The sequence below is a fragment of the Kitasatospora cheerisanensis KCTC 2395 genome (assembly GCF_000696185.1).
GTDB classification, from domain to species: domain Bacteria; phylum Actinomycetota; class Actinomycetes; order Streptomycetales; family Streptomycetaceae; genus Kitasatospora; species Kitasatospora cheerisanensis.
The window spans coordinates 7,689,013-7,714,444 of record NZ_KK853997.1; the positions used below are offsets into that span (position 1 = coordinate 7,689,013).

22 protein-coding genes are annotated in these 25,432 nt (G+C 71.4%); 12 read left to right on the top strand and 10 right to left on the bottom strand.

The window, feature by feature from the left end; genetic code table 11:
- Nucleotides 1-58: 58 nt before the first annotated feature.
- From KCH_RS34605 to KCH_RS34620, 4 genes are all read left to right on the top strand, one after another.
- On the top strand, nt 59-1,384 hold the full coding sequence (locus tag KCH_RS34605) for an ROK family transcriptional regulator (protein ID WP_035869881.1): 1,326 nt from the start codon (nt 59-61) through the stop codon (nt 1,382-1,384).
- A 532-nt stretch (nt 1,385-1,916) separates the two neighbouring features.
- Complete coding sequence (locus tag KCH_RS34610; RefSeq protein WP_035869885.1) at nt 1,917-2,330, top strand: TOBE domain-containing protein; 414 nt, start codon at nt 1,917-1,919, stop codon at nt 2,328-2,330.
- A gap of 200 nt (nt 2,331-2,530) precedes the next feature.
- The gene (locus KCH_RS34615; RefSeq protein WP_157032326.1) at nt 2,531-3,232 is read left to right on the top strand and encodes a glycerophosphodiester phosphodiesterase; all 702 of its coding nucleotides are present in this window, start codon (nt 2,531-2,533) and stop codon (nt 3,230-3,232) included.
- Nucleotides 3,233-4,244: 1,012 nt separating this feature from the next.
- Nucleotides 4,245-5,357 (top strand): AI-2E family transporter, encoded by a 1,113-nt coding sequence (locus KCH_RS34620; protein WP_244305567.1) that lies wholly within the window; start codon nt 4,245-4,247, stop codon nt 5,355-5,357.
- Between the two features lie 207 nt (nt 5,358-5,564).
- Here KCH_RS34620 and KCH_RS34625 read toward each other — a convergent pair whose 3' ends face one another.
- Nucleotides 5,565-6,518: an alpha/beta hydrolase gene (locus KCH_RS34625; RefSeq protein ID WP_051653767.1), complete on the bottom strand. Its 954-nt coding sequence runs from the start codon at nt 6,516-6,518 to the stop codon at nt 5,565-5,567.
- A 189-nt stretch (nt 6,519-6,707) separates the two neighbouring features.
- On the opposite strand from KCH_RS34625, the gene KCH_RS34630 reads away from it, so the two are divergent.
- Nucleotides 6,708-7,553: a spermidine synthase gene (locus KCH_RS34630; protein WP_051653768.1), complete on the top strand. Its 846-nt coding sequence runs from the start codon at nt 6,708-6,710 to the stop codon at nt 7,551-7,553.
- Between the two features lie 203 nt (nt 7,554-7,756).
- On the opposite strand, the gene KCH_RS34635 is transcribed toward KCH_RS34630, so the two are convergent.
- On the bottom strand, nt 7,757-8,761 hold the full coding sequence (locus KCH_RS34635; protein WP_051653769.1) for a GNAT family N-acetyltransferase: 1,005 nt from the start codon (nt 8,759-8,761) through the stop codon (nt 7,757-7,759).
- Between the two features lie 617 nt (nt 8,762-9,378).
- Nucleotides 9,379-9,594: a heavy-metal-associated domain-containing protein gene (locus KCH_RS34640; protein WP_035869890.1), complete on the bottom strand. Its 216-nt coding sequence runs from the start codon at nt 9,592-9,594 to the stop codon at nt 9,379-9,381.
- A 482-nt stretch (nt 9,595-10,076) separates the two neighbouring features.
- On the opposite strand from KCH_RS34640, the gene KCH_RS34645 reads away from it, so the two are divergent.
- Both KCH_RS34645 and KCH_RS34650 read left to right on the top strand, forming a co-directional pair.
- Nucleotides 10,077-11,411 carry an MATE family efflux transporter gene (locus tag KCH_RS34645; RefSeq protein WP_157032327.1) on the top strand — a complete coding sequence of 445 codons (1,335 nt, stop codon included), beginning with the start codon at nt 10,077-10,079 and terminating at the stop codon, nt 11,409-11,411.
- A gap of 70 nt (nt 11,412-11,481) precedes the next feature.
- Nucleotides 11,482-12,042, top strand: a complete 561-nt coding sequence (locus KCH_RS34650) for a chloramphenicol phosphotransferase CPT family protein (protein ID WP_035869897.1) — start codon at nt 11,482-11,484, stop codon at nt 12,040-12,042.
- A 46-nt stretch (nt 12,043-12,088) separates the two neighbouring features.
- Here the strand turns inward: KCH_RS34650 and KCH_RS34655 are convergent, their stop codons facing one another.
- The gene (locus KCH_RS34655; protein WP_035869901.1) at nt 12,089-12,652 is read right to left on the bottom strand and encodes a GNAT family N-acetyltransferase; all 564 of its coding nucleotides are present in this window, start codon (nt 12,650-12,652) and stop codon (nt 12,089-12,091) included.
- Nucleotides 12,653-12,700: 48 nt separating this feature from the next.
- Nucleotides 12,701-13,129 carry an SMI1/KNR4 family protein gene (locus tag KCH_RS34660; RefSeq protein WP_244305568.1) on the bottom strand — a complete coding sequence of 143 codons (429 nt, stop codon included), beginning with the start codon at nt 13,127-13,129 and terminating at the stop codon, nt 12,701-12,703.
- A gap of 355 nt (nt 13,130-13,484) precedes the next feature.
- On the opposite strand from KCH_RS34660, the gene KCH_RS34665 reads away from it, so the two are divergent.
- Complete coding sequence (locus KCH_RS34665) at nt 13,485-14,216, top strand: carbon-nitrogen hydrolase family protein (RefSeq protein ID WP_035869909.1); 732 nt, start codon at nt 13,485-13,487, stop codon at nt 14,214-14,216.
- Nucleotides 14,217-14,249: 33 nt separating this feature from the next.
- Here KCH_RS34665 and KCH_RS34670 read toward each other — a convergent pair whose 3' ends face one another.
- Nucleotides 14,250-14,744 (bottom strand): DUF5709 domain-containing protein, encoded by a 495-nt coding sequence (locus tag KCH_RS34670; RefSeq protein WP_035869913.1) that lies wholly within the window; start codon nt 14,742-14,744, stop codon nt 14,250-14,252.
- A gap of 759 nt (nt 14,745-15,503) precedes the next feature.
- Here KCH_RS34670 and KCH_RS34675 point away from each other — a divergent pair.
- Nucleotides 15,504-18,353 (top strand): ATP-binding protein, encoded by a 2,850-nt coding sequence (locus KCH_RS34675; RefSeq protein ID WP_167574176.1) that lies wholly within the window; start codon nt 15,504-15,506, stop codon nt 18,351-18,353.
- A 1,007-nt stretch (nt 18,354-19,360) separates the two neighbouring features.
- On the opposite strand, the gene KCH_RS34685 is transcribed toward KCH_RS34675, so the two are convergent.
- Nucleotides 19,361-20,590 (bottom strand): glutathionylspermidine synthase family protein, encoded by a 1,230-nt coding sequence (locus KCH_RS34685; protein WP_035869925.1) that lies wholly within the window; start codon nt 20,588-20,590, stop codon nt 19,361-19,363.
- A 5-nt stretch (nt 20,591-20,595) separates the two neighbouring features.
- Entirely contained in the window at nt 20,596-20,952 is a 357-nt protein-coding gene (locus KCH_RS38815) for a hypothetical protein (RefSeq protein WP_244305569.1), read from the bottom strand.
- Between the two features lie 155 nt (nt 20,953-21,107).
- On the opposite strand from KCH_RS38815, the gene KCH_RS34695 reads away from it, so the two are divergent.
- Nucleotides 21,108-21,530, top strand: a complete 423-nt coding sequence (locus tag KCH_RS34695) for a DUF350 domain-containing protein (protein ID WP_035869930.1) — start codon at nt 21,108-21,110, stop codon at nt 21,528-21,530.
- A gap of 205 nt (nt 21,531-21,735) precedes the next feature.
- On the opposite strand, the gene KCH_RS46315 is transcribed toward KCH_RS34695, so the two are convergent.
- Together KCH_RS46315 and KCH_RS46895 are read right to left on the bottom strand one after the other, a co-directional pair.
- Nucleotides 21,736-22,740, bottom strand: coding sequence for a cytochrome P450 (locus KCH_RS46315; protein ID WP_341865456.1), 1,005 nt, complete (start codon nt 22,738-22,740; stop codon nt 21,736-21,738).
- Nucleotides 22,741-22,742: 2 nt separating this feature from the next.
- Nucleotides 22,743-22,997, bottom strand: coding sequence for a hypothetical protein (locus KCH_RS46895; RefSeq protein WP_244305570.1), 255 nt, complete (start codon nt 22,995-22,997; stop codon nt 22,743-22,745).
- Nucleotides 22,998-23,203: 206 nt separating this feature from the next.
- Between KCH_RS46895 and KCH_RS34705 the strand changes: the two genes are divergently transcribed.
- Nucleotides 23,204-24,073: a sterol desaturase family protein gene (locus KCH_RS34705; RefSeq protein ID WP_035869932.1), complete on the top strand. Its 870-nt coding sequence runs from the start codon at nt 23,204-23,206 to the stop codon at nt 24,071-24,073.
- Between the two features lie 62 nt (nt 24,074-24,135).
- On the top strand, nt 24,136-25,432 hold a 1,297-nt coding region (locus tag KCH_RS34710), incomplete at its 3' end, for a type I polyketide synthase (protein WP_035869936.1).

A 25,432-nucleotide genomic window follows, 5' to 3' on the forward strand; every position in this document is an offset into this window, starting at 1 on the left:
ATGGCAATAAACTATCAGGGACCCTGCCTGATAGAAACCTCTGGAAGGATGCAGGCTCATGACGACCGCTCGCACCGCCACGCCGAGCACCGCCCGGGCTATCAACGACCGGCTGGCCCTCGACCTGTTGCTCGAACGCGGCCCGCTCACCGCATCCGACCTCCGCACGCTGACCGGGCTTTCCCGCCCCACCGTCGCCGACCTGCTCGATCGACTGCAGCGCGGCGGGCTGGTCGCCCAGACCGGTGAGAGTGCCGCGCTGCGCCGCGGCCCCAACGCCCGGCTGTACGGCCTGGTCGCCGATCGCGCCCACCTCGCCGGCATCGACATCCGCGCGACCGGCGTCAGCCTGGTGGTCGCCGACCTGACTGGCCGGACGCTCGGCACCGCGACTATCGAGGCGCCGGGTGAGAGCGGGATCGGTCAGGACGATGCTGGTCGGGAGGACGCTCGGCGGGCGGACGCCGGTGGGGACGGCGCGGGTGGGGACGGCGAGGGCGGCGGGGCGGGTGTGGCCGGTGCTGGTGCCTGCTCCGGTGGGCCCGGTGGTGGGTTGGGCGAGGGGGACCTCCTGGTGGAGCGGACGGTCGAGACGCTGCTCGCGACCGCCGCCGAGGCCGGGGCCCGTGAACTGCACACCGTCGCGGTCGGTGCGCCCGGCCTGGTGGACCCGGTGAGCGGAGCGCTCAACAACTCCGGGAAGCTGCCCGAGTGGCACACCAAGCTCCTCGCGGCCCTGCGCGCCCGGCCGGGGACGGAGGTCATCCTCGAGAACGAGGTGAACCTGGCGGGCATCGCCGAACACCGCATCGGCGCCGCCCGCGGCAGGAAGGACTTCGCCCTGATCTGGCTCGGCCACGGCGTCGGCGCGTCGGTGGTGCTGGACGGCCGGCTGCGACGAGGCGCATCCGGCGGCACCGGTGAGATCGGGTTCCTGCCCGTCCCCGGAACGGTCGGCCTGCCGGGTGCCACCAAGTGCGACGGCGGTTTCCACTCCCTGGTGTCGAGCGCCGCGATCTGTGAACTCGGCGCCCGCCACGGCCTGCACGCCGAGCCGGACGGGCTGGAGCCCGGCGCCGAAGCCGTCGTGCGGCTCGCCGTCCGGAACGGCGCCGAGGAGTTCCTGGAGGAGTTGGCCGGACGGATCGCCGTCGGTGCCTCCGCGATCTGCGTGGTGCTGGACCCCGGGTGCGTGGTGCTGGGCGGCGAGATCGGACAGGCCGGTGGCGCTGCCCTGGCCGCGCGCGTCGAGCGCCAGCTCGCCCGGCTCTCGCCGCTCGCCACCGAGGTCCGGGCCGGCACGGCGGGCGGCGGTGCGGTGCTCGCCGGTGCTGTCTTGACGGCCGGGGACGGGGCGCGACGCGAGCTGTTCGGAGGCGACTGAGGCTCTGGCCGGTTCCGTTGGGCGACGGTTGCGCCGGGTGCACGGCGGGCGTTCGAGACCGACGTGCTGTCGGGGCGGCGGGCGTTGAGGCAGAGCGGGGCGGGGTGACGTGTCGTCAGGCCCTGCGTGGCGCTCGGTGCTGCGTCGGCGGGCGGTGCTGCCTTGTTGGGCGGTGTGGGGTGGGGGAGTGAGCGGTTGGGCGGTGTGATCTCTGGCGTGGGCGTGGGCGTGGGCGTCGCTGTCGGCGTCGGCGTTGGCGTTGGCGTGGCCGTCGGTGGTGGGCCGGGGCAGGTGGAGTGTTCGTGCGGGTGATGGGGTGACGCGGACGCCCGAGGCTGCTGCTGCGAGGTGGCCGGCGGGCGGCAGGCTTTGCGGGCCGGGTGGGATCGGTGGGCGCGCGGGGGTGTGCCGGAGCGCGGCGGTGTCACGGTCGTCGGGGTGCGGAGGGCGGGGTGTGTGCGGAGAGATCGGCCGGTACGGCAGGATGACGGGGTCTTCCCCTCCTTCTGCGAGTTGCCCAGGAGCTGCATCGATGGCCACCCCTGATCGGCCCGTCCACCCGTACCGCATCGGCGAGGCGGCCTCGATGCTGGGGGTGAGCGCCGACACCATGCGGCGGTGGGTGGACGCGGGGCGACTGCCGGCGACCCGTGACGAGAACGGCCACCGGATCATTGCCGGAGCTGAACTCGCCGCCTTTGCGCGCGAGTTGGCGCGACCGGAGAACAGCGAGGCGGAGGGCCGTTCTTCGGCCAGGAACCGGTTTCCCGGGATCGTGACAGCCGTGGTGCTGGGCGACGTGGCCGCGCAGGTGGAGATCCAGGCCGGTCCCTTCCGCGTCGTCTCGCTGATCAGCCGGGACTCGGCGGAGGAACTCGGGCTGGTGCCGGGCGCGCCCGCCACCGCCGTGATCAAGTCGACCAACGTCGTCGTCGAGCGTCGCTGATCCGACGCCCGCGCCGCTCTGAGCCACCGGTGGCCGAGGGATGAGCAGGAGCGCCCGAGCGCGAGGCTGACGGTCCGCAGGTTTCGGAGGCACCTGCACAGGGTCGACCGGGAGCCGCCTAGGATGCGGAGTTCTGCGGCCAACCGCTGGCGAGGCGGTCCGTGGTGTGAGTTGCCCGACTGTGCGAGAGGACGACCCCGTTGAAGAGCCGCGTGCGCGCCGTTGCCCACCGAGGCGACCCGTACCAGCACCGCGAGAACACCCTGCCGGCGGTCAGCGCCGCCCTCGCGGCGGGGGCGGACGCCGTCGAGGTCGACGTCCAACTCACCCGTGACGGCGTGCCGGTGCTGCTCCACGACCAGACCCTGGAACGGCTCTGGAACGACCCGCGCCCGATCAACCGCGTCACCTCCGAACAGCTCGCCGAACTGGCCCAGCCCGGCCTGCGGATCCCCACCCTCGCCGAGGCGCTCGCGGCCGTCGCGGAGACCGACGGCCGGCAGTTGCTGATCGACCTGGACGATGCTCGCCCCGCCGCCGCGACCTGGCGGACCGTCAGCGAGCTCGGACTGACCGACCGGGTCGCGTTCTGCGGCTCCGTCGCTGCGATGCTCGCGGTGCGGGAAATCGCCCCGGGGGCGGAGATCTCGCTGACCTGGAACCGGCTGCAGCTGCCCAAGCAGCGCTTGCTGGAAGAGCTGCGGCCCCACTACCTCAATCCTCCCTTCGGCCTGGTCGACGAGCGTCTGGTGGCGAGCGTCCACGATGCCGGCCTGGCCCTTGCCACCTGGACCGTCGACCTGCGCAGGACGATGCGACGGATGCTCGACCTCGGCGTCGACTCGCTCACCTCGAACCGCGTGGCCCTGCTGCGCCGGACGATCGACCAGCACCGCCCCTGACCTTCGCCGGCGGGACGGTCGCGTGGGGAGGGGTCGGCCTTGGGTCGGTGCGGTGTCGAGGCCGTGCGGTGCCTGGAGGATGTGGTGACCTTCGAGCCGGCCAGGGCCTGTTGCACCTTTGCAGGACGGAGGCCCGGCCGCCAGGTACTGGGCCTTGCCGGGGTGACGGGGACGACCTGTCGCCGACGGTGCGGCGGCGGTGGTGGTTCGGTTGGTCACGGTGCGGCCCGTCGGATCGGGTGAGCCCCGCGACATGCCGTTGGCGGCGTTCGCGCGAGCGAGCCACCGGCCGAGGTGTCTGCGTGTGGTCTGCCGTGCGGTGGCGACGGCTCGACTGAACGTCCTTGCGGCGAGGGTGAGGGCGGGCGGGGTCACAGGGTCTCCAATCTGTCGGCCGACGCTGGTGCGGCGTCGGGGCTGGGAGTCGTCGGAGGTTGTAGGCGGCTGGGCCTGGAGTAGCGCGGGCCGGGCAGGTTGACGGTCCGTTTGGCGACCTTGGGGGCGCGCCGTGGCGAGGGTGGCTGGCCATCGAGGTGTCCGTTATGTGCTGAAATAGGACGATCATTGCGGCGCGTCGGCGGCGGAGGTGGTGGCGGTGGCACGGGAGGACTCCCCGGATCCACGCGAGTCGAACGAGCCACCCGAGCCATCCGAGCCACCGGTGCCGTCCGACAGCAAACGCAGGGACGAGGGCAGCGCTGCGAGGGGCTCGGAGCCGCCTGATGTGAGTCACTCCAGCGACGGTCCGTCGACTGCGGGAGCGGGTGACAGTGCGGGCGATTCGGGCTCAGCCGATCGCGCACGACGCGGTGGCCGAGGTGCCGGTCCGGCGGAAGGTGCCGCAGCCGGTGAGGCCAGCGGAGAGCGGGCGGGCGGTCCTGTCGGCGGCGGAGAAGCCGGCGGGAGCGGCAGCGTTCCTTGGGTTGGGACGCGGGCGCCCGGCGAGCGGGCTGCATCAAGTGGGAACACCTCCATAGGTGCTGAGGGGGCGTCGGGAACCGGCGGTGCGGTGGTGGCCACCCAATCTGTAGTGCCGGACGATCGGAGACCGGACCTGATGCTGCCGCCACCCATTCGTGCGGCTGCGGCCTGGTCGGCGGCGGTGATTCTGTTTCTCGGTGTTGCCGGATTCGTGGTGTTCGTGGTCGTGGAACTCAGGGCGGCGACCATTCCGATGGTGATCGCGCTGCTCGCCACCGCCCTGCTCCATCCGGTCATGCCATGGCTGGTGAACCGGGGCGTCAGCCGCGGCGCGGCAGCCGGTCTGACCTGCGCCACCCTGGTGCTGGCCGTCACCGGCGGGATTGCACTGCTCGTCAACTCGCTGGTGCACAGCGCTCCGCAGATCGCCTCCGGTCTCCAGCAGGCCGGTGACCGGATCGCTTCGTGGCTCGGGCCGCTCGGCGGCAAGATCCAGTACGCGCTCCAGCAGAGCTCCGGATCAGGCAGCAACCTGGTGGACTCCCTTGCCAGCGGGGTGCTGTCCGGGCTCGGTCTGGTCACCCAACTGCTGACCGGAGGAGTGTTGGCCCTCGCGCTGGTCTTCTTCTTCCTGCGCGACGGCCACCGGTTCGCTGACGCCATTCACGAGATGATGCCGGGCAAGCACTCCGACACGGTGATCGCGTGCGGTCAGCAGGCCTTCGCGGCGATGGCCGGTTTCATGCGCGGCACCACGCTGATCGCACTGATCGATGCGACATTCATCTTCATCGGACTGCTGCTCCTCGGTGTTCCCGGAGCGGCCGGATTGGGCGCACTGGTTTTCATGGGTGCCTACATTCCTTTCGTCGGTGCCTTTCTCTCGGGAACGGCTGCGGTACTTGTGGCCCTGGCGGACGGCGGTCTCAGTACCGCCCTCTGGGCACTGGGGGTGGTACTGGCGGTGCAGGTGATCGAAGGCCACGTCCTTCAACCGCTCATCCAGAGCCGGACCGTCGAGCTCCACCCGGCGACGATCATGATTGCGGTGGTCGCCGGTGCCGGGATCGCCGGAATCATCGGCGCGCTGTTGGCCGTCCCGGTCAGTGCGGCGGGAGTCGGTGTGGTGTCGGTGCTTCGCGGGGGTGCGGGAACACCGAGGGCTCTCACGAGCCGCCGCAAGCGGCAGCGTTCGCAGAACTGAAGCGGTGCTGGATCAGCGGCGGGTGGGAACGCGCGTGGCTGGGAACGCCCGCCAGGCGCGGACATGACTGTTCATCAGCAGTGGCCTCCTTCGAAGGATCGGCGTTCGGGCTCCCCTTGGGCGAGTGGTGGGCCGTGCCGGGGCGTTGGCGGTAGCACCGCCGGGGCTGGGCCGGTCGGATGCCCCGGCCGTGCGGAAGAGGTCCGGTCAGGGAGCTGGGAAGTAGGTGGTGAGCCAGCGGTCGAGCTCGTCGAACACCCGTGCCCGGACCGGCTCGGCGGACAGGACCAGGTCGTGGACGCCACCTTCGACACGGATGGTGGTGACATGTCGACCGAGGCGTGGAGCGAGGGCGGCGATGTCGTCGGCTCGCAGGACCGCGTCGGTGTGCATCAGCGCGGGATCCCATCGGCTGGTCACGGTGGAAGCGGTGGAGGCCATCATCAGGATCGGACAGTCGACGGAGAGCCCGCGCCGGACCGTTCGGTGCCCGCGCTGGATCGCCGCCAGCCAGCCCGCGTACAGCGGGAAGCCTTCGGCCGGCTTCAGCGTGAGGTCGAAGTTCCAGCTCCCGCGATGATCCTGGTGAAGACTGTGGACGTAGTGCGGGTTGAGCGGCGCCGGCAGCTTCCGGGTCGGGAGGGCCCGGCCGAGGGCGCTGAGGGCCGGAGCCCCGATGGTGCGAACCGCGGGTGCGGCGGGCATCGACAGGAACGGGCTGTTCAGGAACAGGCCGTCGACCAGACCGCGCCCCCTGCGACGCGCCGCCCACAGGGCCGCCACCAGCCCGCCGGTGGAGTGCCCGTTCACCAGGACCCGGGTGTGGCCGTCGAGCTCCCGGATCACCCGGACCGCCTCGTCCAGTTCCTCGTCGTACGCGGCAAGGTCCGTGACGAAGTTGGGGGACTGGTGCGGCCGAAGCGATCGGCCGTACTTCCGCAGATCCAGGGCGTAGAAGGAGTAGCCGGCGGTGGTGAAGTGGTCGGCCAGGTGGGTCTGGAAGAAGTAGTCGGTGTAGCCGTGCAGGTACAGCACCGCCTGGCGGGAACCCGAAACCAGCCTGCGGACAAGCGTGGCACTGACTTCTCCCTCCTCGTCCGGGATCAGCGGGAGCTCCGTCGCCTCGTACGGGGCACCCAGGATGTCTTCGCGGAACTCCACTTCAGCCACACCCACTCTCTGCTCTGCTGCGCCCACCACGGACCGCCCCGAGGTGGTAGTGCTTTCGCGACCATACCGGTCGGTAGTCGGCTCCGTTTGGGAAGACTGCCCTGGTGGGGCCTAAGCTGCCCGCATGGCTGACCCTTCGTCGATCGTTCTCCGCTCCGTCACGTTCCGGAGGGTTGCCCGATGACCGGTCCGGCCGCCGACTTGCCGGACCCGCGCCCCGCCGAACGCGAGGTGGCGCTCGGGGTAGCCAAGTTGATGCCCGACATCGACGAAGAGGGCGGTTGGCTGCTCACGCTCGACGGCACTCCGCAGTCGTATGTCGATCTCCAGGACCCCACCCACCTCGAGTTCGAGTACGTCCAGCGGATCGCTCATCTGCTGGACGTGGTTGCTGCCCCTGGAGAGCCGCTCGACGTCCTGCATCTCGGCGGCGGCGCGCTCACCCTGCCCCGCTACTTGGCGTGGACCCGGCCGGGATCGCGGCAGCAAGTGGTCGAGGTCGACGGGCCGTTGACCGAGTTCGTCGCGGAGCACCTGCCGTGGCCGTTCGGTATCGACGTGGTGGTCGGTGACGCCCGGTCTGCCCTCGAATCCATGACACCGGGGACCTTCGACATCGTGGTGGCCGATGTGTTCCGCGGCTCCCGGACGCCGGCGCACCTCACCAGCGTCGAGTTCGTCCGGCTGGCTGCCGCCACGCTCCGGCCCGGTGGCTGCTACGCGGCGAACCTCGCGGACGGTCCGCCCCTGGCATTCGCCAAGGCCCAGGTGGCGACGGTCTCTGCCGTCTTCGACCACGTATGCCTGGTGGCCGAGCCCAGCGTGCTGCGTGGCCGGCGCTACGGGAACGTACTGCTGATCGGATCCGACGAGCCGTTGCCCGCAGGGGAGTTGAGTCGACTGCTCGCTGCCGACCCCTTCCCCGCGAGGCTGACGGAGTCGCCGGAACAGGCGGCAGAGCCGGTCACGGACGCGACCGCCGAGGATTCGCCGCCGCCACCGGCAGGGGCGTTCTCGTTGAGCTGAGGTGGACGGCGGGCCCTGCGGGCCGCTGTGCAGGAAGTCGTACTTGATGGCGAGCTCCTCTCCGGGACGAGTCGAGGGCAGTGAGCGAGGTATTGGGCTGGAGGGCATTGGCTGGACGGGCTGCTGGAGGCGGTGGTGAGGGCAGACCGTCCAGCCAATGGCGGTTGTCGGGCGCGTTGGAACCGGTCGTGCAGGCCGGCTGATCAGCTGGCGGAGAGAACGAGTCGGCGCGCTGTCTGGCGGTAGCCGACCAGTTCGAAGGCGGCGATCATGGGGTGATTGGTGAGGTCCGTATCGGCGCGGATTCCCGTCTCCTTCGCCTCGGAAGCGAGGATCCGCGTCACCTCGGCGAGGATCTCGGCCACGAAGCCCCGCCCGCGGAACTCGGGGAGGACTCCGAGGTAACCCACCACCGGGGCGGCGGAGTTGCGCGAGGGTATTCCGAAGCCGACGACCTGCCCCGTGGCCGTTCGAGCCACCCGCCACCAGGAGCGCTCACCGAGCATGTCGTGGTGGTAGAAGGCGACATCGTTCCGGGCCTGTTCCTCCGGCCCGAGGAGCAACGCCTCCCTGGTGCTGGTGGCATCCAGGCTCCCGGGCAGGGCCTGCCGAAAGAGATCGACGAAGACCTCGTCGTTGGGCTCCGGATCGAACATCAGCCGGGAGGACAAGGTCGGCACGGGCCGTTCGGCGGTCCACTCGAAGCGGACCCGTTCGGTGGCGACGCGGAGACCGGCCGCCTTCGCCGCCGTGCGGCGCCACTCCACCGCAGCCGCGGCCTCGGGTCGGTCGCGCCAGTTCGCCGGCAGAAACAGGTGGTAGTCGGGCGGTAGTGCGAGACACCCCGCGGCGAAGACCTGGTGAGCGGCGGTGAGCAGCGCCGCAGCGACTGCGGTGCGGGGATCGCCGAGCTTCGGGGATGCCGTGTTTCCCCGCGCCTCAGGATCGGTGAGGGCCGATGGAGAGCCAGAGGCGAACAGGGCATCCAGGCTGCGGGGTCGGGCGTCGCCGGGCATGCCCCACCAGATGGCAAGCGCCAACGGCTCGCGGCCGGGCGCCGCCTCCGCGATCCAGATCCACTCAGGCCGATACTCGCCGTCGGCGAGCCGGGTGTGGACGGCTTCAGTGGAGATCGTGGTGGACGGGTCGGGCCGCATCCAAGCCAGGACGGCTTCGAGCTCTTGGGGAACGATCGGACGGAAGATCACAGTGCCTCCGTGGCAGAGCAGTTGGGGAGGCGAGTCCGATCGTTGCGCTTCGTGCTGACCTCCGAGTGATGGCGGGTCAGCAGGTCGCGTGCGTGATCGGATGCGCCCGGGGGCGTAGATGAACTATCGGAACCATCGCAGGGGCCTCCTCTCGGTAAGGCGGTGCGTGCGGTAGAGCTGATCCACCGTCAGTGGTCCGAAGCTTAGAGAGATCGATGGGATGCCCGCAAAGTATTTTTCGGGGAATTTTTGCGGGGTGCCATCCGATACCGAGAGACTGCCGATTTCGGCGGCGTGAAGTGGGCCAGCCCGGGTGGTGGGATCCCCGGGGGCGTTTCGTGATTGCGGCATGGAGCGGTGAGGTGGATGCAGGCTGAGCTCGGCCAAGCGGGACTCAGTCGGTTCGGTTGTCCGCGACCCGAGGCGCGTTACATGAAATGACCCGGAAGAGTGGATCCAGAATTATTGGCCATCAATGAGGTTGGCGTGGATCCGGGGGCGGTAGAAAGGCCGTGGCGGTGGCGAAACCGAGAGGAGGTGTCGGCCAATGAGTGGCTTGAGCAGCAGGCCGGCGCAGGTGGGCGTCGGCCGCTAGCGCTACAGATGTCCCGTCGGGGTCAGATGCGGCTACCGAGGGCGAAGCCGGCCCTGGTGACGGCAGCGCGGACCTGCTCGTCGTCCAGGGGCTGGGCCGACTCGATGGTGACCCGGCCGGCCCGTGCGTCGGCGATGACGTCGGTGATGTCGGGCAGCGCGTTCAGCCCTGCGGTGACGGTGCGCTCGCAGTGGCCGCAGCTCATCCCTTCGACGGCGAAGACACTGGTGGTGGACATGGGCTACCTCCGTTGAACTGGTCGGACGCGACGGTCGGCAGTGCGAGCCGGCCGACGCCACAAGACTCAACGCGGGCCGAGCGGTGCAGGCATCGGGCTGTGCTGCCCAATGCCCCCCAACGAGTGGCGCGTTGACAGCGGCGGGAGCTTGCGGTGGTGGCCGGAGCGATCCGCAGGTGGGTGTGGCGTGAGGCGAGGGGCGCCGGCGAGGAGTGCGACCGTCGGATTCGCCGACGATTCGAGCGAAGGCCATTTTTCTACCGTGACTTTGAATTCCCGAGGGGAATGAGACGATCGGGTCGGGTTCGTCGGAAAATCATGCGAGCCGCCCGACTTGTGGCAACTCACCTTGGGCTGGACGCTCGCAAGATTCTGCGAAGGAGGTGGAAATTTAAATGTTGAATTGTCTGAGGATCCTCGCTACGGTCGGCCGCATCGACGTCCACGGCGGTCGACGGCTCGACTGTTGGAAGAATCGGGAGATGGCTTTGACGACAGGAATTGTGACAGAGTCACCGGATCGGAGGTCGGGTGCGCACGCGCTGGCCGCGCCGGCCATGCGGTTGGCCGGGTCGATTCTGGTCGGTCTCGCGGCCGGATTGGTCCTCCAGGGCTGGACGGTGGCGTTCCTGGGGCGGTTGGGCGGTGAGGCGCTCTACATTCGCTCCGTCTACACGCCGATCGGCTATCTCACGCTGGCAGTGACCGAGGGACTGGTGGTCGCTGCACAGGTCGCGGCCGGCCTGGCATCGCGGTCAGGGCGGCACGGCGACGCTCTCAGGCCTGTTCCGACGTTCTTCGCCATCGGCGGAGGCCTGCTGCTGCTTCAGACGGTCGTTTTGGTGGTGGCCTCCGGGCCGGTGCTGACGGCCTTGGGGGTGGCCCCGGGTGAACGCCAGTCGGTGGTGGTCTTTGTGGCCGCCACATCGATGAGCAGCGCCGTCGGCCTGGCGCCGTACCTGGGGGCAGGCATCCTACGGGGGCTCGGGCACGCGGGGGCTGCTGCCTGGCTCGGGCTCACGTTCACGGCTCTCTCTGTCGGAGGCACGGTCGTCCTGCACGGGGCCGCCGGCCTCGGAGCGCTCGCCGTGCCGGTCGGGAGCCTGCCGGCCACAGTGATCGTCGGGGTTCTCACCGCGGCAGTGCTGAGGCGGAAGGGCCTTCGGTGGCCGGCGCTGCGAGGGGACCGGCAGGCCGTGGGGGCGGCGTGGCAGCTCGGTGCGCCGGTGGCGGCCACGTTCCTGCTCCTCTCCACCGCCACATTCGGATACTTGAGGGTGCTTCGGGCAGCGGGGCCGACGGAGGTCGCCGGATTCAGTCTCGGTCAGATGGCGACGTCGCTGCTGATGGTGATCGCGATGGCGATCGGCTCCGGCACCGCGATCGCGGTGACGCTGCGGCCTGACGAGAATCGACGAGGCGTCAATCTGGCGGGCCTGACGGCCGTTGTGAGGCTCTCGCTTCCGCCTTATCTGGTGGTCGGCGCGATTGTCTTTCTGTTCAGAGACTCGATAGCCGAGGCGTTGACCAGCGAGCGGGCAGCGGCTGCGGTGGCAGCCGAGTACTTCGCGTGGACCGGGCCGACTCTGGCGCTGTTCGGCGGAACTCTGGCGCTGCTGACCTATCTGGAACAGATCGGCCGGGCCGGCGTGGCGTTCGCCTTGAACGCGGTGTACTTCGCGCTGATGCTGGCCGCAGCCTTCCTGATACTGGGCCAGGTGACGAGCGGCGATCTGGCGAGGCTTACCGCAGTGGGAAACGTGCTGGGGTTCGTGAGCCTGTGGTTCAGTGTCAGGTTCCTGATACGCCGAAGCTGAAAGGGTAGGGCGGCCAGGGCCTGACCGTCGAAGAAGCAGATCAAAGGCAGCGAGCGGAGCGGGTGATCACATGGGTGAGACAGCAGGGCGCATCATCTTCCTCAACGGGACGTCGAGTTCGGGGAAGTCGAGTATCGCGCGCGAGTTGCTGGACATCCTCGACGATGAGGTCTGGTTCCACGTCGGCGTCGACATGTTCAACGCCATGCGCACCAAGCGGGCGATGGAGCCGGCTGAGCTCGACGAGGCACTGAAGCGGACCAGGATGGGATTCCACCGGTCAATCGCTGCGATGGCGGATGTCGGCAACAACCTGGTGGTCGACCACGTGTTGAGCGAACCGTGGCGGTTGGCCGACTGCCTGGACGTGCTCAGTCCCTATCAGGTTCTCTTCGTCGGGATCCGATGTGACGTAGCGGAGCTGATGCGGCGTGAGGCGGCCCGGGCAGACCGGCCGCCGGGCGTGGCCGCTTACCAGGCCGATCTGGTGCACCGCCACGGCGATTACGACCTCGAGTGTGACAGCGGAACGTACTCACCCCGTGAGTGCGCCGAGCAGATCACGGCCTTTCTGCCGAACCAGCCGATGTCGACCGCGTTCGGACGATTGCGGAAGGCGATACGACCATGACGCGGCGGATGTGGCCCCGGGGCGCTGCCGAGCGGTTGGCGGGCCGTCAGGTGCCGTTCAGGTCGGCGGGAATGAGGGAGTAGCCGAACAGGTCGACCCTGCCCCCGTGGATGTAGCCGGCATTCCGCAGGAGGCCCTCGCGTTGGAACCCGGCCTTCTCCGCAACCCGCTGGGAAGCGGTGTTGCCGGTGGCGGCGAACAGCACCAGCCGCTGGAAGCTCTGCTGACGCAGTAGCCACTCACCGACGGTCCGGGCTGCTTCAGCGGCTGTGCCTCGGCCACGGGCCCACGGAGCGATCCAGTAGCCCACCTCACTGACGAGGGCCGGCCAGTCGGTCTTCTTGAGGCCGACGGTGCCGAGGAGTTGGCCGGTGGCCGCGTCGGTGATGGCGAAGTGGATGCCATCGCCCGAGGTACGCAGGTGATGGGAGATCTCGGTGCACCAGGAGGACGCGTGGTCGAGGGTGTGCGGACTGGGAAGCGGAAGCCATCGCTGAGTCAGCTCGTCCGAACACGCGCGCTGGGTGTCGGCCACGTCGTCCGCGGTGAACGGTCGCAGTACCAGACGGTCGGTGCGCAGGACGGTCTCAGGAAAGGTGGACGGAGGCATTTGGACGCTCCTGGAAGACGCAGCGGGATGAGGAAAAACGGAGGGGGATCAGGTGCCGGACCGTTGATAGGCGTCGAGCCAGGCGGTGTACCAGACGCGGAAGTCGGGTCCTGGGGCGAGGCCGCTCCAGACCTGGTCGTCGGTCCAGACCTGGCCGGCGCAGGGGCCGGTGATCACCAGGCGGGAGAAGATCCCGCAGCCGGCCTCGCCGATCGGGAGGCTGCCGGCCAGGTCGTAGCCAGTGTCAGTGGCGGTGCTGGGCCCGGGCTGCGAGGTGAGGTACCGGAAAGGTGAGGCGAGGAATCCCGGTGCGAGCGAGTCGGCCTTCAGGTCGAACAGGGCCTCGTCATCCGGGGGAAGCTCGGTCAGGCCCAGCAGGCCGTGGGCCGGACCTGCGCCGCCGTCGGCGGCATCGAGCAGGAAGGTGCGGTATGAGCGGGGAAGCGTGATGCGGTGCCGGGTCTCGAACGATGTCACCGCGGACTCGGACAGCGGTGGTCGCAGGACGTACCGGTGTGAGTCGGCTCCGAAGCGGCGCAGGAGAGGATCGGCCGCAGCCAGTTCTGCGAGCCGTTCGTGAACCCCGGGCCAGGAACCGGGCGGGGCGCTCCTGTCAGCGGTCATGGCCCGACACCCTACGGTGTCAGTCGAACCGTCCTCGACCGGGGCTGATGCACGTGGCTCTGGCATTCCGCAGGCAGTTCGACAGGAGCTGGCGTCAGAGGCGTGCTGGCAGCGGGCCGGCCGGATCGCGGATCCCAGGCGGTACGGGCGAAGTGACGGTACGTCAGGCGATGGCGCGACAAGTACATGGACGGAAGGGGATATCAGCGTGGGGCAGGTTCGGGTGGCGGCGGCTCAGTTCGAGTGCGCGCCGGGAGATGTGGAGGCGAACGTCCGGCAGCTGGCGGCGTTGGCGCAGGAGGCACGGGAGGCCGGCGCGGCTGTGGTGTTCGGCCCGGAGCTGTGCCTGACGGGATACGAGCTCGACATGATCTCGGCGGACCACCGGCTGTGGACGGCACCGGACGATGCACGGCTCGCGCCACTGCGGGGGCTCGGCCTCGCGGTGGCGGTCAACGGAGTCGCCGCAGGGCCGGCGGACCGGCCGCAGATCGTCAGCAGCGTGTACGGGCCTGACGGGGCGGTGGTGGCGACCTACGCGAAGGAGCACCTGTACGAGAACGAGCAGGAGGTTTTCACGGCCGGCAGTGGTGGCGGCCGGTTCTGGCTGGACGGGGTGGGCTACTCGCTGGCCATCTGCTTCGACAACCACTTCCCCGAGGTGTCGGCGCGAAACGCGGCACTGGGCTGCCAGGTGCACCTCGCGAGCTCGCTGTACGGCACCGAGGGCGGTCGGGAGGAGCGGCGGACGGTGCATCCGGCGATCGCCAAGGCGACCGGGATGCATGTGGTGCTGGCCAATCACGTCGGCACGGCCGGGCCGTGGACGGGCTGCGGAGGCAGTGCCGCGTGGGCACCGGACGGGGCTGTGGTGACGGAGGTGGACGAGAGTGGTCCACAGCTGCTGGTGGTCGACCTGGAGGTGGAGATGAGCAGGTGAGGCGAGCGGGACAGGCGGTGGGAGCCCTGGGCGTCAGCGGTAGTCGTCGTCCGGCACCCGGTCGGCCAAGTCGTCGATGACGGTGAACCGGACCGCCTCGCGGAGCGGCTCGTCGGGGGCGGCGTCGTCGAGCTCAGCCTCGGCGTCCTCGTCCGGGTAGACCAAGTGCACGGCCGCCTCCTCGGCGCTGGCCGCGCCGCCGTCGGGCCCGACATCGGCGCCCTCGGTGTCGATGCCGTCCTCGACCAGGCGGCCGGCACGGGGGGACGGACCGTCGGCCCAGCGGTCGTCGACTGCCTCCGGGTCGTCGTCGGGCTCCTCCTCGGACAGCAACTGGTCCAGGGACTCCCCGCGCACGGCTTCCCCGGGCGTCGTGCCGTACGCGGTCGCGCCGTGGTACCCGTCCGGGGGGATGACGCCCGTGTCGAGCGGGTCGTCGTCGAGCCGGTCCGTGAGCAGGGAGTCGGCCGGTTCGAGGACGCCGTCGTCCTCGGCGGGTTCGGGGTCCTGGGAGTCCCAGTTGGTCATGACAGCACCTGTCCTCGTCACTCGGGGTGAGGTCACACGCAGCCTCTTCATGCTCGCCAGGGAGCCACCCGGCCCGCAACACGGCGCGGCGGAAACCTCCCGAGAACCCGGCGCTGGACGGCTTGTGGGCAGGCGGGGACGGCGGTTTCGGTCGTGTGCGGATTGTGGTGGGCGCACGTCGCGGTCGGCCATGGCTGCTCGGGAGGTGTCAAGGCGGGCGGCGTCGGCGTAGCGATGGCGTCAACGAGGCGGGCGGACGGCGTGGAGCGAGGTGGGGTGGGCCGGTCGAGACAGGCAGGCGGCGGAGGGAGGCAGTCGGTGCTGGGTGAGCTGAGCGAGCTGGAGGGTCCGCGGGCGCGGAGTGTGCGACGGCAGGCGGTGGTGGGGCCGTGGCCAGGATCCGGGACGGCGGCAGTGGCGGTGGCGGCGGCGGTGGCGGTGGAGGAGACCAGTCACAGCGTTGAGCGGGAGGCGGGTGGGCGGACGAGGTGGTCGCGGGAAGGCCGGTGCCGCTCCGGGCTCGGGTACGTCGAGTAGGGCGGGGCCCGCCCGACCGGCGAGAGCGCAGAGTGGACTGGGCAAGGGCATAGGAAGGGCGTGAGAGGAGGGAACGGGCGCGGCGGGCCGGCCGGCGGCCAGGAGGCGCGGCGGACCGGCCTGGTCGGGGCGGACGTGAGGCAGGGCATGATGACCGGCGCGGAGAGGACGTGCTCTCTGCGGGCTGGTGCGGTCGGACCGGATGTGCGGAGGAGGTGCGCGGTGAGGACGAACGGCGAAGTGCCCGGGTTCGTCGGGCGGCGGCGGGAACTGGCGCGGCTGGTCGCAGCCCTGCGGGCGGCGCCTTCGGTGGTACTGGTGGAGGGAGAGGCGGGCGTCGGCAAGTCCGCGCTGGTGCGGCAGGCGCTGGCGCAGGCCGCGGTGGCGCCGGAGCGGGTGCTGACCGGGCACTGCCAGCCGCTCGCGGATCCGACGCCGTACGGGCCGGTACTCGACGCGTTGCGGTGCGGCGGTGCGTTGCTCGCAGAGGGGACGGAGCCGAGGGAGCTGCCGCCGAGTACGGGCGCGCTTCGGCCGTGGCTGCCCGACTTGGGTGCCTGGCTGCCGGAGGCGCTCGGGGGTGGCGAGGAGCGGTACCGGCTGGTGCAGGGCGTGCGGGCACTGCTCGGCGTGCTGGGCGGGGTGGTGCTGCTGATCGAGGACGCACAGTGGGCGGACCGGTCCAGTCGGGACCTGTTGCTGCTGCTGGCCAGGGATCCGCTGCCGGGCGTGTCGCTGGTGGTGACCTACCGTGCGGAGGAGACGGAGTCCGGCGCGCCGGTGCTGGGCGTGGCCTACCGCTGTCCGCCGGGGGTGAGCGGTGGGCTGGTTCAGGTCGGGCCGCTGGACGAGGCGGAGATACGGGAGTTCACCGGTCGGGGGTGCGGTGCGGGGCTGGCGCCCGAGGCGGTGTCCGAGTTGGCGGCCGTGCTGGGTGAACGGTCGGGTGGTCTTCCGGCGGTACTGGCGGAGGACCTGGCGGGCTGGCGGGACAGCGGTCCGCACCCGGACCCGGTGGGGGCACTGACTGCCGCCGAGTTGCCGCGCGGCCTGCGGGACGCGGTTGCCGAGCGGCTGGCTGCGCTCGGACCGGACGCGCTCGCGGTCGTGGAGACGGTGGCGGTGCTGGCGGAGCCGTCCGGTGAGGAGGTGATCGCCGAGGTCGCGCAGCTGTCGGCCGAACGGGTGGCCCTCGCGTTGGTGGAGGCGCTGCGGGCAGGGGTGCTGACGGAGCCCACTGCGGCCAGGTACGCGTTCCGTCGGGAGTCGGCCCGGCAGGTGGCGTACCGGCGGATCCCGGGGCCGGCGCGCGCCGCGATGCACCGGCGAGCCATCGCCGTGCTGCGAGGCCGAGAGCCACAGCCACTCGCCCGGATCGCCGCACACACCCGGGCCCTCGGCGACCGGGAGAGCTGGCAGCAGCTGGCCGAAGCGGCAGCAGGGCAGGCGGCGGAACAGGGTGACCCGGCGGCGGCCGGTCCGCTGCTGCGCGAACTGCTCGCCGAGACCGACCTGGCCCCCGACCGGCGGGTGCGCGCCGCCCGGGCCCTGTCGGCGGTCGCCGCGAACGCCGCCGACGACACCGCCGGTACGGCCGTGCTGGCGAGCATCATCGCGGACCCGCGCCTGCCGGTCGCCGACCGCGGCGAGATCCGGCTGACGCTCGGCTTGCGCGTGGCCGTCCAGGGCGGCGACCGGGCCGGGTTCGCGCAGATCGAACGGGCCGCGGACGAGCTCGCCGAGCGTCCCGCCCGGGCCGCGCGGGCACTGGTGGCGCTGGCGATGAACGAACGCGACGGTGCCGGCGCCGCCGCGCGCGAACGCATGGCGAAAGCCGCAGCCGCCCTGGAGATCGAACCGGACGAGGAGGTCACCGCCGCCTACCGGGCCACCCTGCTGACCTTCCAAGCACGCGACGGAGACCCCGAACTCTGGCCCGAGCTGGACCGGTTGCCCCGGGACGCCACCAACCCCGAGGTCGTCCGGCAGACCACCCGCGCCCTGTACAACGTCGGCGACATCGCCCTCGACACCGGCCACGACCAGCGCGCCGGCCGACTGCTCGCCGAGAGTCGGGCGCTGGCCCGGCAGGCCGCCATCGCCTACCTGGAGTGCTACAGCCGGATCGCCCTGCTGCGCCTGGACGGGCTGGCCGGACGTTGGCAGGGGCTCGAGGAACGGTTCGCCGCCCTGGGCACCGAGTTCCCGGACGTGGCGATGGCCAGTGCGGAACGGGCCATGCTGCTGGGCAGGTTGGCCGCCGCGAGGGGACGGCTGGCGGTGGCCCGGACGGAGTTCGCGAGTGCGGCCAGGTACGGCGAGCGGGAATCCCAGGTCACGGCCGCGATACGGTCCGCCGCCGGCCTCGGCTCACTCGAACTCGCCGAGCACGGCGGCGAGGCGGCCGCCGCAGTGGTCAGGCCGGCGCTGGCGACACTGCGTCAGGCCGGGGCGTGGGCGCGGAGTGCGGAGCTGCTCCCGGTGGCGGTCGAGACTGCGCGGGCGGTCGGCGACATCGACGCTGCGCGACACCTGATCGAGGAGGCGGCCGAGGCGCTCGGTGGAGTCGACGCACCGGCCGCGCACGCCGGGCTCGAAATGGCGCGTGGCTATCTGCTGGACGGGGTGGACGGCCGCGGCGCGGGCGAGGCGTTCGAACGGTCGCGGGATGCGTGGCGGGCGATCGGGCGTCCGTACGAATCGGCCCGTGCAGAGGAGTGGTTGGCCCGGACGCTCGCCGAGACCGATGCGCAGGGCGCGGCCGAGCGGTTGGCCTCGGCCGAGGCCACGTTCAGCACGCTCGGAGCCACGTCCGACGCGGCGCGCTGCCAGCACGTCCGGCGGGACCTCGGCTTGGGTCGCGCGGCGTCGCCCGGGCGGCGGGGATACGGCGAGGCGCTGTCGCCGCGGGAGCGGCAGGTGGCGGAGCTGGTCGGGCAGGGCGTGGGCAACCAGGGAATCGCGCAGGCGCTGTTCCTGTCGCCGCGCACAGTTGAGCACCATGTGGCGAGCGTGCTGCGGAAGTTGGGGGTGGGTCGGAAGGAGGTGGCGCGGGCGTTGGAGGAGGGGTGACGGGAGACGGCGGTCGTACGCGGTCGCCCTGGTGGCCAGGTGCTGGAGCCCGTGAGCGGGACGGGGTGGCGCGAGAGGTACGAGGGCGGGCTGCGGGGTGGTGCTCCCGGCGGTGGAGGGAGGCGGCGCAGGGTGGAAGAGCGGGCCGGGACAGCTGCTCCGGGGGCTGGGCAGCGGAGAGCAAGGGGCAGTTGGGCACGGCGTTCGGCAGGTGGGGAGCACGTGGAGGTGGTCGATGGAAGGAGTTCGCGCGCGGGTCGCGGGTCGCGGGGCGGTGTAGGCGGGATTGGGGCCCGCGTGAGGTGAGCGGCTTCGCCGGGCGAGCACGGTGGCGCGGTCGCTGCGCAAGCCGGACGTGGTGGAGCGGGCACTGACGGCGGGTTTCGGCCGTGAGGTGTCGCTCGTGGGCGAGGTCGGGGCGGCGGTTGTGACGCCGGGGAGGTCGGCTTCGTCCAGCGGTGGGCTGTGTTGACGGGCCGTGGGCTACCGGGCTGCCGCTCGTGGCAGAGGAGCCGGCTCCGCGCGGTGGGCCGCGCGGTGGTGGGGCACGGAGCGGCAACCGGGGCTGGCGGTGGCGGGAGGTGGGCCACCTGGTGGCCAGGGCTGGTGGGCCGTCAGTTGCCGGTCGTGGGTTCTGGTGAGGAGCGGGATCGCCCGGTGATGAGGGGTGGGGGGGCTGTCGCTGCGCCGGCGGGCGGTTGACGGGTCGCCAGGGATGCCGGGGTCAGGGGCGGGGGCGGTGGTGGAGGTGGGCGAGGCGGGAGAGGGTGGCGCGGCGGGTTTGGCGGTTGACGGTGCCTCGGCGGGGGTGGGGGAGTTGGGGTGGTCGGTGAGGGAGGTGAAGTGTTCGCTGGCGTAGAGGCGGAAGCGTTCGCGGCGGGTCATCCGGGTCTCCTGGCTAGGGGGTGGGGAGAGCGGATACCAGCTTTGCGCCGGGCCGGCGGGTGGATCAATGCGTAGGGGATACCCATCGCGGCGGGTGATGAGTAGGTAGTAGGGGTGAGGGGTCAGCGGATGAGGTGGGGGAGGAAGCGGGCGCCCTGGTGGGTGATGGGGCTGTCGTCGGTTTCGCGGATGCCGAGGCCGGCGGATTCGCTGTCGACGACCCAGGTGCCGAGGACGGGGCGGTTGCCGTCGAAGTCGGGGAGGGGGTGGTACTGCTGGTAGCAGTGGCCTTCGGCGCCGTAGCGGTCGGGGTCGCCGGCCCAGTCGGCGAGTCGGGTCTGAGTGCCGTCGGGTTCGACGATGCGGATGCCGGCGCCCTCGCGTCCGAGCAGCGGCTTGGCGGCATAGCCGGGGCCGTCGGGGTCGGCGAGTTCGCGCGGGCCGTCGAGGTAGGCGGGCAGCAGGTTGGGGTGGCCGGGGTTGAGCTCCCAGAGGACGGCCAGCAGCGCCTTGTTGGACAGCAGCATCTTCCAGGCGGGTTCGATCCACAGGGTGGAGCCGGTGCCGCCGCCGAGGTCGATGACGTCGAGGAGCTGGTCGGCGAACTCGTCGTCGGCGAGCCACTCCCACGGGTAGAGCTTGAACGCGGAGCGGATGAAGCGGTGTTCGAGGTCGACGAAGCGGCCGGTCAGGCCGTCCCAGCCGATGTCCTCCATGGCGATGCCGACGGTCTGCAGGCCGGCCTGCTCCGCGCACTCCTGGAGGTAGAGGGTGGTCAGCCAGTCCTCGCCCTCGGTGTCGCCGCGCGAGTGCGCGAAGTGCACGGGCCCGGGCGGGAACAGGTGCTTCTGGCGCTGCCAGGAGGCGATCAGGCGTTCGTGGAGGGAGTTCCACTGGTCGGCGTCGGGGAAGCGGTCCTCCAGCCAGAACCACTGCGGCCCGGCGGCCTCGATCAGGGAGGTGGGGGTGTCGGCGTTGTACTCGAAGAGCTTGGCGGGCCCGGTGCCGTCGTAGGCGAGGTCGAAACGGCCGTACACGCTGGGCTGTTCGTCGCGGCGGCGCCAGGATTCGGCGACCACCGTGGCGAGCCGCGGGTCGGTGATGCCGAAGTCGGCGAAGCGGCCGGTGCGCACCACGTGGTCGGCGGCGGCGAGGGAGAGTTCGTGGAGTTCCTCGACGACCTCCTCCAGGGCCTCGACCTCGGGGAGGGAGAACTCGTAGTAGGCGCTCTCGTCCCAGTAGGGGTGCGGGCCGCCTTGGTTGCAGGGGTCGGAGCACATCGCGTACACGAGGCCCTGCGCTTCGACGGTGGCCAGCCAGTCGGGCCGCGGGGTGATGGTGTGACGGCGCATCAGGGTCAGCCCCCGCCCGAGCCGCTGCTGCTGCCCTTGGGGCAGCCAAAGCCGCCGCGCTTGGTGGCGGCCTTGTCGAAGGTGCCGCCGTTGGCGGTGTCGGTGCCGTACCCGCAGTAGTACCAGCGGCCCGCGCCGGAGCCGCCGGACGTGCAGGAGTGACTGTCCAGCACCTTCAGCGTGGTCGGGTCGACGCAGCGGCTGGGCGCGCTGTTCGAGGAGGAGGAGCAGCCCGCGAGGGTGAGGGCCAGGGTGCCGACCATGCCCAGCGTGACGAAGCCCGAGCGGCGGCGGGCGTCCGGTGCCGAGCGGTCCGGTGTCGAGCTGTCCGGGGCGGAAACGGCGGGCGGCGGCGGTGTCATGGCGGACCATCGTACGCGGAAGGTGTGATGGTCGGACCACAGGTCGGAGCATTGCTTTCGGAAGCCGACGGGTTGCAGGGCCATGGGATATCTTTTGCCGATCCTTGACCATGGCGCGGCCCGCGCGGCTGCCCGAAGACGGGGGAGTCCCGCAGATGAACGACATAGTCCACGGCCTCGGCGCGGCGGCCGTCTTCGGTCTGGTCGGCCTGGTGCTGCTGTTGCTCGGCTACCTGCTGATCGACGTGCTCACCCCCGGCAAGCTCGGCCGGCTGATCTGGGCGGAGGGCAACCGCAACGCGGCGCTGCTGCTCAGTTCGGCGCTGCTCGGCGTCGGCGGCATCGTGTACACGGCGATCCGCACCACGTACGACGACTTCGGCAAGGGCCTGGTGTCGACGCTCTGCTTCGGTGTGCTGGGGCTGCTGATGATGGCGCTCGCGTTCTGGCTGCTGGACCTGCTCACCCCCGGGCGGCTCGGCGCGATCCTGGTGTCGAAGGAACCGCACCCGGCGGTGTGGGTGTCCGCGAGCTGCAACCTGGCGGCTGCGGCGATCGTCGCCGCGTCGATCGCCTGACGGCCCGTCGGTACGGATCCGGGCGGCACAGGGAGGGGGCGGTGTCGGTCAGAGGCTGACGCGTCCTCAGGGGAGAAGCGGGGAGGGCGGGCGGCGGCAGGCTGTTCAGCAGGGCACTTGCCGGGGCGGTCCGGCTGCGAGCACCGGCGCGTGCGTAGAGGGCGGCGAGACGGGCCGGGGCGCCGGGGAGGCGGGCGACGGGCCGTCAGGAGGGCGTCGGGGGTGGTGGTTCGGTGGGGTCACCAGGTGACGGGGAGGGCGCGGGGGCTGCGGGTGGTGGTGTGGAGGCGCCAGGTGGTGGGGGTGTCGGGGCGGCGAGGCGGAGGGTGGGGAGGCGGGTGGCGAGGCGGTGCAGGGCGGTGTGGATCTGGGTGCGGGCCAGCCAGGTGCCGAGGCAGTGGTGCGGGCCGGCGCCGAAGGCGAGGGTGGGGGCGGGGAGCGGGGAGAAGAGGTCGGCGGAGAGGCCGTCGGGGAAGAGGGCCGGGTCGCGGTTGGCGCTGCCGAGGCAGACCGCGACCGTCGCGCCGGCGGGGATGCGGACGCCGCCGATCTCGGCGGCGTCCACCGCGTGACGGGTGGTGAACTCGTCGTCGCCCAGCTGGATGTGGTGCAGGAGCCATTCGGTGGCGTGCCGGGCCGCTTCCTCGTCGGCGAGTCGGGGCCAGGCGCCGGGGCGTTCGCCGAGCAGGTACAGCAGGGCGTTGGCGAGTGCGCCGGCGACGCTGTCGCTGCCGCTCGCGGCCAGGCCGCCGACCAGGTAGGTGAGTTGTTCCTCGGGGATGCCGCCGGCCAGGTCGGCGGCCTGCACCAGGCGGCTCACCAGGTCCTCGCCGGGCCGCCGTCGGCGGTCGGCCAGCAGGGTGGCCGCGAAGGCGGCGAACTCCTGCTGTCCGGCCGCGACTTGTTCGGCGGGGACGGTCGTGTCGGCGGTCAGGCAGTGCGCCCACTGCTGGAGGCGTTCGTGGCCGAGGCCGTCCAGGCCCATCAGCCGTGAGGTGACGGCGAAGGGGAGGACGGAGGTCAGGTCGGCGACCAGGTCCGCCGGCGGTCCGGCCGTCAGGAGGTCGTCGAGGAGCCGGCCGACCACGGTCTCCACCCAGGGGCGCCACCGGGCGACGGCCCGGGGCGTGAACGCGCCCTGGACGGTGCGCCGGAGCCGCTGGTGGTCGGAGCCGTCCTGGTTGTAGACCGAAGCGGGGTCGGTGGACACGTTCAGCGCGCCGCCCGGCCGGTCCCCGCCACCGGGGCCGGCGGAAGCGCCCCGCCGTCGTGGCCGTCGGAGGCGCCGCCGGGAGCCGCCGCCGGGGTGCGGCGGAAGCGCGGGTCGGTGAGGACCTGGCGGGCGTCGTGGTAGCGGGTGACCAGCCAGACGGGGGTGCCGTCGTGGAGGGCGGCCGGCCGGGGCGGGCCCGGGTCGGGGAGGTCCAGGGCGTGCAGTGGCGGGAGTTGGGTGACGGGGACGGACATGGCACCTCCACGTCGGCGGCGGGCGCCGGTGGTCACGGCTGGGGAATTGCCGGCAACGCTACCTGATTGATCATCAGACTTCTTTGAACCGTGCCACGTCGGTGGCGCAAGTCGACTCTTCCTGTGGTTAGCATCGGACTCCCGTTCAGTTCGCTGACGATTCATCGGGAGGGTCGGCATTGAGCCAAGGAAGATCTGTCGGTCCGATGGTCGGATTTCTGGCTGTTCTGCGGCATGTCGCCTATCCGTTCCTGCTTCTCGCCGTAATCTCGGGGGCGGCGGCGACCGTCCACGAGCACTGGGACATCGGCCGCGTCCTGGTGCTCTTCCAGATCGGCACCATCGGCTATCTCTGGGCGCTGGAACGGCTGATCCCCTACCGGACCGACTGGCACCCGCGCGGGCGTGAACTCCGCTGTTACGGCGTCTACTTCGTGCTGACGATGGTCGGCGGGGCGCTCGGCCAGCTGCTGGTCGCGAGCCTGGTGGCCCGGTTGGCGCCGCTCGACCCGGCGCTCCCGCTGCGGACGGAGATCCCGCTCGCGCTGCTGACCGGTTCGCTCGCCAAGTACCTCTTCCACCGCTGGTCCCACCACCAGCCCTGGCTGTGGCGGCTGCACGGCGTCCACCACGGGCTGGACAAGGTGAACGTCACCAACAACGGCGTCAACCACCTGCTCGACGTCCTGCTCGGTCAGGCCGTCGTGCAACTGGCGCTGGCCTGGCTCGGATTCTCGCGGGAATCCGTCTTCTGCGCCACGCTGTTCGTGGTCGCACAGGGCTATTTCGCCCACGCGAACATCGACGTCCGGATCGGCCGGCTGAACCACGTGTTCGGCAGTCCGGAGCAGCACCGGCTGCACCACAGCACCGAGCCGGCCCAGTCCGGGCACTTCGGTGCGGACCTCGCGATCTGGGACCACCTGTTCGGCAGCTTCACCTGGCGGCCCGGGCTCGGCCCGGTCGCGGTCGGGCTGCGCGACCCGGCCAGCTTCCCGCCCACCACCAGCGTGCTCGCCAGCCTGCTGCACCCCTGGCGCCCCGCCACCGACGCCACCACCGGATCGTCCAGCTGACCCGGTCCCGTCCCACCTCCCTCCCGTCCCCTGCCGGGGCGCCACGACACACGGATTGGACAATGACGGACTCGCCCAACGACTCCCAGGACCGGATCGCGATCATCGGCATCGGCTGCCGGCTTCCCGGCGGCGTCCGCGACCACCGGGGCTTCTGGCGCAACCTGATCGAGGGCCGGGACTGCATCGTGCCCACCCCGGCCGACCGCTACGACACCGCGACCCTGGCCAGCCGGGACCGCGCCAAGCCGGGCCGGCTGATCGGCGGGCGCGGCGGCTACATCGACGGCTTCGACGAGTTCGACCCCGAGTTCTTCGGCATCAGCCCGCGCGAGGCCGAACACATGGACCCGCAGCAGCGCAAGCTGCTGGAGGTGGCCTGGGAGGCGCTGGAGGACGGCGGCCAGCTGCCGAGCCGGCTCGCCGGACGCGAAGTCGGCGTGTTCGTCGGCGCGTTCACCCTGGACTACAAGATCCTGCAGTTCGCCGACCTCGGCTTCGAGAGCCTGGCCGCGCACACCGCGACCGGCACCATGATGACGATGGTGTCGAACCGCATCTCGCACTGCTTCGACTTCCGCGGCCCCAGCGTCTCGATCGACACCGCGTGCAGCTCCTCGCTGGTCGCGCTGGACCTCGCCCGGCAGAGCCTGCTGCGCGGCGAGACCGACCTCGCGCTGGCCGGCGGCACCCTGCTGCACCTCGCGCCGCAGTACACCATCGCCGAGACCAAGGGCGGCTTCCTGTCCGCCGAGGGCAGGTCGCGCGCCTTCGACGCGACCGCCGACGGCTACGTGCGCGCCGAGGGCGTCGGCGTGGTCGCCCTCAAGCGGCTGTCGGACGCGCTGCGCGACGGCGACCCGATCCACGCGGTGGTGCTCGCCAGCGGCGTCAACCAGGACGGCCGCACCGACGGCATCACGGTGCCCAACGCCGACGCCCAGGTCGCCCTCGTCCAGCGGGTCTGCGAACGGGCGGGCATCCAACCGGGCAGCCTGCAGTACGTGGAGGCGCACGGCACCTCCACCCCGGTCGGCGACCCGATCGAGGCGCAGGCGCTCGGACGGGTCCTCGGCATCGGCCGGCAGCCGGGCGCCAAGTGCTACGTCGGCTCGGTGAAGACCAACATCGGGCACACCGAGGCCGCCGCCGGCATCGCCGGGCTGATCAAGACGGTGCTCGCGCTCAAGCACCGCCGGATCCCGCCGCACATCAACCTGGAGCAGCCCACCGACGCGATCGACTGGGCCGCGCTGCCCTTCGAGGTCCCGACCCGGGCCGTCGACTGGCCCGCGCACGAGGGCCCGGCCCGGGCGGGCGTCAACGCCTTCGGCTTCGGCGGCACCAACGCCCACGTGC